The 6,097-nt window shown below is 75.0% G+C and carries 8 protein-coding genes; 2 read left to right on the top strand and 6 right to left on the bottom strand.

Translation table 11 applies throughout. The annotated features are described in order from the left end of the window. Positions 1-579 precede the first annotated feature (579 nt). The gene (locus tag B7L92_RS14430) at positions 580-774 is read left to right on the top strand and encodes a hypothetical protein (protein WP_170102212.1); all 195 of its coding nucleotides are present in this window, start codon (positions 580-582) and stop codon (positions 772-774) included. A gap of 132 nt (positions 775-906) precedes the next feature. Here the strand turns inward: B7L92_RS14430 and B7L92_RS14435 are convergent, their stop codons facing one another. Further along, the gene (locus tag B7L92_RS14435; protein ID WP_081237858.1) at positions 907-1,983 is read right to left on the bottom strand and encodes a MerR family transcriptional regulator; all 1,077 of its coding nucleotides are present in this window, start codon (positions 1,981-1,983) and stop codon (positions 907-909) included. Between the two features lie 229 nt (positions 1,984-2,212). On the opposite strand from B7L92_RS14435, the gene B7L92_RS14440 reads away from it, so the two are divergent. Beyond that, positions 2,213-3,088, top strand: coding sequence for an ATP-grasp domain-containing protein (locus tag B7L92_RS14440; RefSeq protein ID WP_081237860.1), 876 nt, complete (start codon positions 2,213-2,215; stop codon positions 3,086-3,088). Here the strand turns inward: B7L92_RS14440 and B7L92_RS14445 are convergent. The 5 genes from B7L92_RS14445 to B7L92_RS14465 form a co-directional block, all read right to left on the bottom strand. Continuing rightward, complete coding sequence (locus B7L92_RS14445; protein WP_081237861.1) at positions 3,066-3,677, bottom strand: hypothetical protein; 612 nt, start codon at positions 3,675-3,677, stop codon at positions 3,066-3,068. The two genes, B7L92_RS14440 and B7L92_RS14445, sit on opposite strands and share 23 nt — an antisense overlap. Further along, positions 3,643-4,485, bottom strand: a complete 843-nt coding sequence (locus B7L92_RS14450; protein WP_081237863.1) for an FkbM family methyltransferase — start codon at positions 4,483-4,485, stop codon at positions 3,643-3,645. Before B7L92_RS14450 ends, B7L92_RS14445 begins: the two co-directional genes overlap by 35 nt. Beyond that, entirely contained in the window at positions 4,482-4,772 is a 291-nt protein-coding gene (locus B7L92_RS14455; protein ID WP_081237865.1) for a Trm112 family protein, read from the bottom strand. Before B7L92_RS14455 ends, B7L92_RS14450 begins: the two co-directional genes overlap by 4 nt. Then, positions 4,678-5,694, bottom strand: coding sequence for a hypothetical protein (locus tag B7L92_RS14460; protein ID WP_174703963.1), 1,017 nt, complete (start codon positions 5,692-5,694; stop codon positions 4,678-4,680). The genes B7L92_RS14455 and B7L92_RS14460 overlap by 95 nt, the downstream gene beginning before the upstream one ends. 15 nt (positions 5,695-5,709) lie before the next feature. Next, the coding region (locus B7L92_RS14465; RefSeq protein WP_143626321.1) for a methyltransferase domain-containing protein at positions 5,710-6,097 on the bottom strand (388 nt) is incomplete at its 5' end.

A 6,097-nucleotide genomic window follows, 5' to 3' on the forward strand; every position in this document is an offset into this window, starting at 1 on the left:
TTACGCGTGGGTGGAGTCACCCTGAACCCTACCACTCCTACCCGCATACAGACATCCTCGTCCGAACTCTCCTTCCTGCACAGCCGGTTTCCCACCGCGGAAACGCAGCAGGCAGAGGGACCGACCGGGGCACACGTCCCGGACACCGATGGACGAACAGCGGGCGGATCTGCCCACCACCTCGGGAGAGCGGCAGGGTGTCTTGGCGGTGACCCGCGGTTTCATCGATCCTGTCGGCGGGCACGGACGCGACCGCTCGTTGCCGTTGTCGACCGTGCCCGACCCCTGCGTCGGGCACGGCTGGGGCACGCGGTCCCTCGGCCGCGAACCAGGGGGCCGCTCGGTCCGGGAAGGAGGACCAGAAGGGGATCGGGGCGTACTCATGGTCCTCCGGGTCGCCGTCCCGCCAAATGGCAAGCAGCGCCCGGGCGTCTTCGGAGGTCAGTGGGCTCTCGGGGCTGATCGGAGTCATGCGTGGAACCGTAGGGCACCTCGTCCATGCGGCGAGCCCGCGGGTCGGGGCCTTCACCGCGCGGGATCTGAGTACGGACCTGAGTACGCTCACTCATGCTCCGCGGCATGACGCGCGCCACACTCCACGGCATGACCCACCTACCACCACCGGCCGAGGAGTTGCGGATCCTCGACGCGGAGTTGTGGCAGATCAGCCGGGGAGAGGTCCGCGCCCGGCGGATCCTCGAGGAACGGCCGCCGGTGGCGACCGGCCCGGAAGCCTGCAACGGCAGCGGGGGGAACCTCGAGCACTACCGCTGACCGGGCCGCCCCGTTGCACCGGGGCCGGCCCGCCCGCCCCGGCGGAACGGGGCGGCCCCGGTGTTCGGATCGCAGCGGCAGCGGCAGCGGAGACGGAGGCCACAGGACCGTCCGCTCCGCCCCGGCCGTGGATCAGGTCGCCGTCTCCACCAGGTCCGCCACCACGCAGCTGACGTTGTCCGGGCCCCCTGCCCCGTTGGCCTCGGTGATCAGGGCGTGGACCGCGTCGTCCGGGGCCGGGGCGGCGGCGAGGAGGCGCTGGATCGTGTCGTCGGGGACGACGGCCGGGAGGCCGTCGGAGCAGAGGAGGTAGCGGTCGCCGGGGCGGGCGTCGTGGAGACGGAGGTCCGGGGACGCGCTCGTCCCGGCGCCGGTGAGGGCCTTCAGCAGGAGGGAGCGCTGGGGGTGGGAGGCGGCCTCCTCCGGAGTCAGGCGGCCCTCGTCGAGCAGCGACTGGACCACCGTGTGGTCGTGGGTGATGCGGAACAGCGTGCCGTCGCGCAGGAGGTACACCCGCGAGTCGCCCAGGTGGACCAGGGCCAGCCGGGAGCCCGTCCACAGCAGGGCGGTCAGCGTGGTGCCCGCCTCCTCCGCGCCGGCGGCCGCGTCGCGCACCGCCTGCGCCGCGCCCTGGACCGCGTCCTCCAGGAGGTTGAGGACACCGCCCGCCGGTATCTCCCCCGCGTCCAGGAACCGCAGCGCCTCCACCGCCGCACCGCTCGCCGGCGCGCCCGCCGGACCGAAGCCGTCGGCCACGGCCAGCAGCCGGCTGCCCGCGTACGCGGTGTCCTGGTTGGCGGGGCGGACGCGGCCCCGGTCGGAGTGGGCGTGGTGGCGCAGTTCCAGGGTGGTGGCGTTCATGGTGGTGTCCCTTCTCGACTCTTCCGTCAGGTGATCGACCAGGAACGCGGCGAGGTCCCGCCGTACGGCCGTCTCCGCCTCGACCCGGGCCCAGTACGCCCGGATCTCCCCGGCGGCGGCCGCGGTGCCCAGCGAGCAGACGTGGCGTATCTGCGCCAGCGGCATGCCCAGCCGCCGCAGCCACGCCACCAGCCGGGCCCGCTCCAACTGCCCGGTCGCGTAGTAGCGGTAGCCGGTGTCCGGGGCCACCCGGGCGGGCCGCAGCAGGTCCAGCTCGTCGTACAGGCGCAGTGCCTTCGGGGACAGCCGGCACGCCTTCGCGAACGCGCCGATCGTCAGCATCCCCATAGGTCCCCCGTACGTCTCGTGGTCGTCCTGCGTCACCCTGCGTCGTTCCGCGTCGTTCCGCGTCGTTCCGCGTTCCGCCACCGATGCTGGGGCTTCACCGAAGGGGAAGGTCAAGCGCGCGTTCCGGTTGCTGCTTCCGGTTCCGGAGGCGGGCGGGGCAGGGACCGCACCCCCCGGATTGCTAGCCTGCCGGTCCGATCGACCGTTCGTACGAGAGGGGGAGCCCGCCGTGCCCCGCATCGCGCTCGTGACCTGCCGGCCCGGACCCGCGGTGGCCGAGGACCGTGACCTGCCGGGGCTGGTGCGGGCGCTCCGGGAGGCCGGGGCCGAGGCGTCCGCCGTGGCGTGGGACGACGAGGAGACCGACTGGAGCGGCTTCGACCTCGCCGTGATCCGCTCGACCTGGGACTACAGCTGGCGGGCCGCCGAGTTCACCGCCTGGGCCGAGCGGTGCGGCAGGGCCACCCGGCTGGCCAATCCGGCGGACGTGGTGCGGTGGAACACCGACAAGCGGTACCTCGGCGACCTCGCCGCGGCCGGCGTGCCGGTCGTCCCCACCCGCTACCTGGCCCCGGGGGACCCGGCCGACCTCCCGGCCGACCACGAGTACGTCGTCAAGCCGGCCTCCGGCGCCGGCGCCCGGTTCGCCGCCCGCTACGCGCCCGAGGAGCACGACACGGCCGTACGGCACCTGCGGCGGATGCACGCCGACGGGCTCACCGCGATGGTGCAGCCGTACGTGCGGGGCATCGACACCGCCGGTGAGCGGGCGCTGCAGTTCTTCGGCGGGCGTCTGCTGCACGCCAGCCGCAAGCAGGCGGTGCTCGCGCCCGGGACGCCCTACGACGAGCGCAAGGTCGCCCATCCCGGACTGACCGCCTGGACGCCCGCCCCGGCCGAACGCGCCGTCGCCGAGCGGGCCCTGGCCGCCGTGCCCGGGGCGCCCGAGCTGCTGTACGCCCGGGTCGACCTCGTGGACGGGCCGGACGGGGAGCCGTGCGTGATGGAGCTGGAGCTGGTCGAGCCGAACCTGTTCCTGTCGCTGCACCCGGGGTCCGTGGAGCGCGTGGTGGAGGAGGTCCTCAAGGCCGCGGGAGGCCGCTGACCGCCGTCCGCTGCAGCAGGCCCCAGGTGAACTCCGCGACCACCTCGTGGCGTTCGCCCCGGACGTCCGGGGCGGTGAGGGCCAGGCCCCACCGGGTCGGCGCCGTGCCCTCCAGGAGACGGGCCGGGGGGAAGGCGCGGGCGGCCTCGTCCACCGTGCAGGACCAGGGCGTCAGGTCCTCCAGCGTGCGCGGGGCGGGAGGCGCGGCGCCCGGCGCGCGGACCAGCCACTCGTTCAGGACGGCGCCCCCGGGGCCGGTCAGGACCTCGAAGCGCAGGTCGGGCCAGAGCGGGACCGGCCACTGCCACGCCTCGCCGTCGAGGTCGCCGACCCGGCGCGGGGTCCGGGACTCCGGCTCGCCGAGGACGGAGCGGTACCGGGACAGGGGCGGCCGGGAGCGCGGGGAGCGGACCATCGCCTGCCAGCGCCTGTTGGCCTCGCGCATCCGCGCGAGGGGCGCGCCCAGCGTGCGCCGGGCGTCCTCCACCAGGTCGGGGTTGAAGTCGGCCATGCGGCGCAGCAGCACCAGCTGGAAGTCGAGCGCGGTGAAGGGGCTAGCGGGGGGCTTCGCGGAGGGCATGGAAACCATCGTCGCCCCTGCGCGCCCCTCCGGGGCGGCGGCCGTCCGGCAGGAACAGCACCGAGTTGACGTAGCGCGGGCCCCTCAGCGGGCCGTAGGGCAGGACCCGGCGGAGCAGGCCGTGCGAGACGACGTACGAGGTGCGGGCCTGGTGGGCCTCCAGGGGGAAGCGGGACAGCGGGATCCAGGTGCCGGCGGGCAGGACCCAGCCGTCGTAGCCGAGGCGGGACAGGTACGTCACCACGGGGGCGACGGGCTGGATGCGGGACTCCAGCTCCACGAAGAGGGCCGGGCGGTCGCGGGCCAGGATGCCGGCCGCACCGCGCAGCACCGCCGACTCGTTGCCGTCCACGTCGATCTTCATGAAGCCGACGTCGCGCAGGCCCAGTTCGTCCAGGGCGACGCAGGTGACGTCCAGGCAGTGGCCGTGGATGTCCCGGCGGACCAGGGACGACACGCCCCGGTCGCCGTCGTCGTCCGGCGGCAGCCACAACCGGGCCGTGCCGGAGCGGTCCGAGGCCGCCGCGCGGATCACCCGTACGTTCGGCGGGGCGGTGGCGGCGAGCAGCCGCGCCAGGTGGGGGACCGGTTCGACGGTCACCACGCGCCGGACGCGCCGGGCCAGCCGGTGCGTCCACGGGCCGTACCAGCCGCCGACGTCCACCGCCGTGTCGCACCCCGGCGGGCACAGGTCGGCGAGCCGGGCCAGCTCGGGCTCGAAGCGGGGGTAGACCGTCCGGGCCGCGAGGGCCACGGCACGGGTGGGCAGGAAGGCCGCCGCGCGGGCGGCCGGGGTCCGGTGCGCGGGCGGCGTCACGGCGCCGTCCCGGGGGTGTCGGGGCGGTGCGCGGGGGAGATGCGGGTCAGCAGCTCCTCGTGCTCCTCGTCCGGGACCTGCTCGCCGGACGAGGGCAGCAACTGCGGGATGCCGTCGACGATCGGATAGCGGCGGCGCAGGCGCGGGTTGTACAGGGACTCCTCCCGCGCCGCCCGTCCGCCCGTCCCCTCCTCACGGTCCGCGCCGGGGGCGGGGGGCAGCAGGTGCAGCGGGCCCTTGTCGAGCGGGCAGGCCAGGATCCGCAGCAGCGGGTCGTCGGGGTTCACCGGATGTCAGCTCCTCGGGCGCGGGGGTCGGTCGGCGGGCGGTGTCGTGCTTCGGCATGACCAGCAGCACGGCGACCGCGAGCACCGTGCCCGCGACGCGCAACGCCAGCCGCAGCGGCTCGTCGGGGAGTTCCTCGCCGAACGACAGCGTGCCGAGCACCGCCGAGTACAGACAGGAGACGGTCGTGCACACCGGCACGATCAGCGAGGCCCGGCAGCGCTGGAGCGCCGCCTGCGACATCACCAGACCGAACGCGCCGGTGAACAGCAGCAGATACGGGTACGGGGAGAGCAGCAGGGCGGGCACCGCGCCGCCGACGCCGTCGGTCGTCAGCCGGCCCGACACCCCCTTGATGGCCAGCGAGCTGACGCCGTAGAGCAGGCCGACGGCCACGCCGTACTCGACGCCCGTGGTCGGCATCCGGTGGCGGCGCCGGGCACGGCGCTCGGCGGAGGCGTACAGCCACACCCCGGCCGCCAGCGACGGCACGCACACCAGCAGGATCAGCGGGTACGGCGCCGCGTGGCCCACGGCGTCGGCGCCCGGACCGCCCTCGCGCAGCGACAGCACCACCATCAGCAGGGCGAGCAGGATGGCGCCCAGCGCGTACCGCTCCCGGCCGCTGGTCTCCTCGCCCAGCAACTGGGCCGACAGCAGCACGAGCAGCACCAGGCCGGAGACGAAGAGGCCCTGCGCGGCGGCGATCGGCAGCGTGCGGTACACCACCAGCTGGGCGGCGAAACCGGCCGCGAGGGCCAGGGCGCCGCCGATCCACAGCGGGCTGCCGAGCACCAGCCGCAGCAGCCGGGCGGGCCGGCGGACCGTCACTTCGGGCAGGGTGGCCAGCGCCCGCTTCTCCAGGACGAACCCGCCGCTGTAGAGGACGTTCGCCAGCAGGGCGGCGGTCACTCCCCACCACATGACCCCCCGGCCCCCTCACGTCTTCCGCGCGTGCAGCAGCAGGATCGAGGCGAGCGAGGGGCCGGCGCAGGCCAGCCGGTCCAGCGGCCGCAGCGCACGCGGGACCCCGTGGAAGGGGGCGCCCTCGAGACGCACCACGGTGAAACCGGACGCGGCGACGAACTCCCGCAGCGCGCGGGCCGTGTAGAGGCGCAGGTGCCCGACCACCTCGGTGCCCGGTCGGCCGTGGATGCCGCGCAGGCTGACCTCGGAGAACACCGGCTGCACCCCGGCCAGCAGCAGCACCCGGTTGTACCAGGCGGCCAGGTTCGGGGTGGAGAGCATCAGATGGCCGCCGGGGCGCAGCACGCGGCGGATCTCGTCGAGCGCCGCGTCCGGGTCGACGAGGTGCTCGAGCACCTCG

The sequence above is a fragment of the Streptomyces viridosporus genome (assembly GCF_002078235.1).
Lineage (GTDB): Bacteria > Actinomycetota > Actinomycetes > Streptomycetales > Streptomycetaceae > Streptomyces > Streptomyces viridosporus.

Coding starts and splice junctions, on each gene's coding strand:
- B7L92_RS14430 (WP_170102212.1), top strand. CDS start 580: ATGACGCGCGCCACACTCCACGGCATGACCCACCTACCACCACCGGCC.
- B7L92_RS14435 (WP_081237858.1), bottom strand. CDS start 1,983: ATGGGGATGCTGACGATCGGCGCGTTCGCGAAGGCGTGCCGGCTGTCC.
- B7L92_RS14460 (WP_174703963.1), bottom strand. CDS start 5,694: ATGTGGTGGGGAGTGACCGCCGCCCTGCTGGCGAACGTCCTCTACAGC.
- B7L92_RS14445 (WP_081237861.1), bottom strand. CDS start 3,677: ATGGTTTCCATGCCCTCCGCGAAGCCCCCCGCTAGCCCCTTCACCGCG.